The 593-nt window shown below is 61.4% G+C and carries 1 pseudogene; it reads left to right on the forward strand.

The annotated features are described in order from the left end of the window. Positions 1 to 391: 391 nt before the first annotated feature. Positions 392 to 593: pseudogene (locus tag AC0L20_RS39690) on the forward strand (3'-5' exonuclease); the annotation flags it as partial.

A 593-nucleotide genomic window follows, 5' to 3' on the forward strand; every position in this document is an offset into this window, starting at 1 on the left:
CTCTGCCGCTCTGCGCCCTTTGCTTCGGCGGCAAGCTTCATCGCCGCGGCGGCCTCGCGCTTGGGGTCGTACTCGAGTTCCATGGATAGAAATATAGCTGCAGATCGTAAACGATCACGCACCAGTGGGACCGTAGCAATCCGGGGTCGGCAACCATACGCAGATGCTGTCGAGCCGTCCGCAGATGCCCCGCCCGATCCGCCTCATTCATAGGCGGGGACCTCCAGAGCGCTCGTGATCGAGGCCTGCGCGAACGTCCCGCAAGCGAATCCAACTGCACCGACACTCCCGAAAAGCCCGTGAATTGCTTTGTCTTTCAGATATCTCGTGCCGGGAGCTCCCGATATTGTGGGGCCTCACGGGACTACCTCATCGGCTCACACGAGAAGAAATGTTTCAAGACGCATCGGATCTGGCCGCGATGGGCGAGGTACTAGGCCGATCGAGCGACTACCGGGTGCTGCGCCGCCTGGTGCCGCGGCCGACGTCCATACCGGCCTCCGGACAGGAAACCAAGATCGGCATCCTGCTCGACACCGAAACCACCGGCCTCGACCACCGCAAAGATGAAGTCATCGAACTCGGCATGGTCA

The organism is Bradyrhizobium sp. Kon58 (assembly GCF_055807455.1).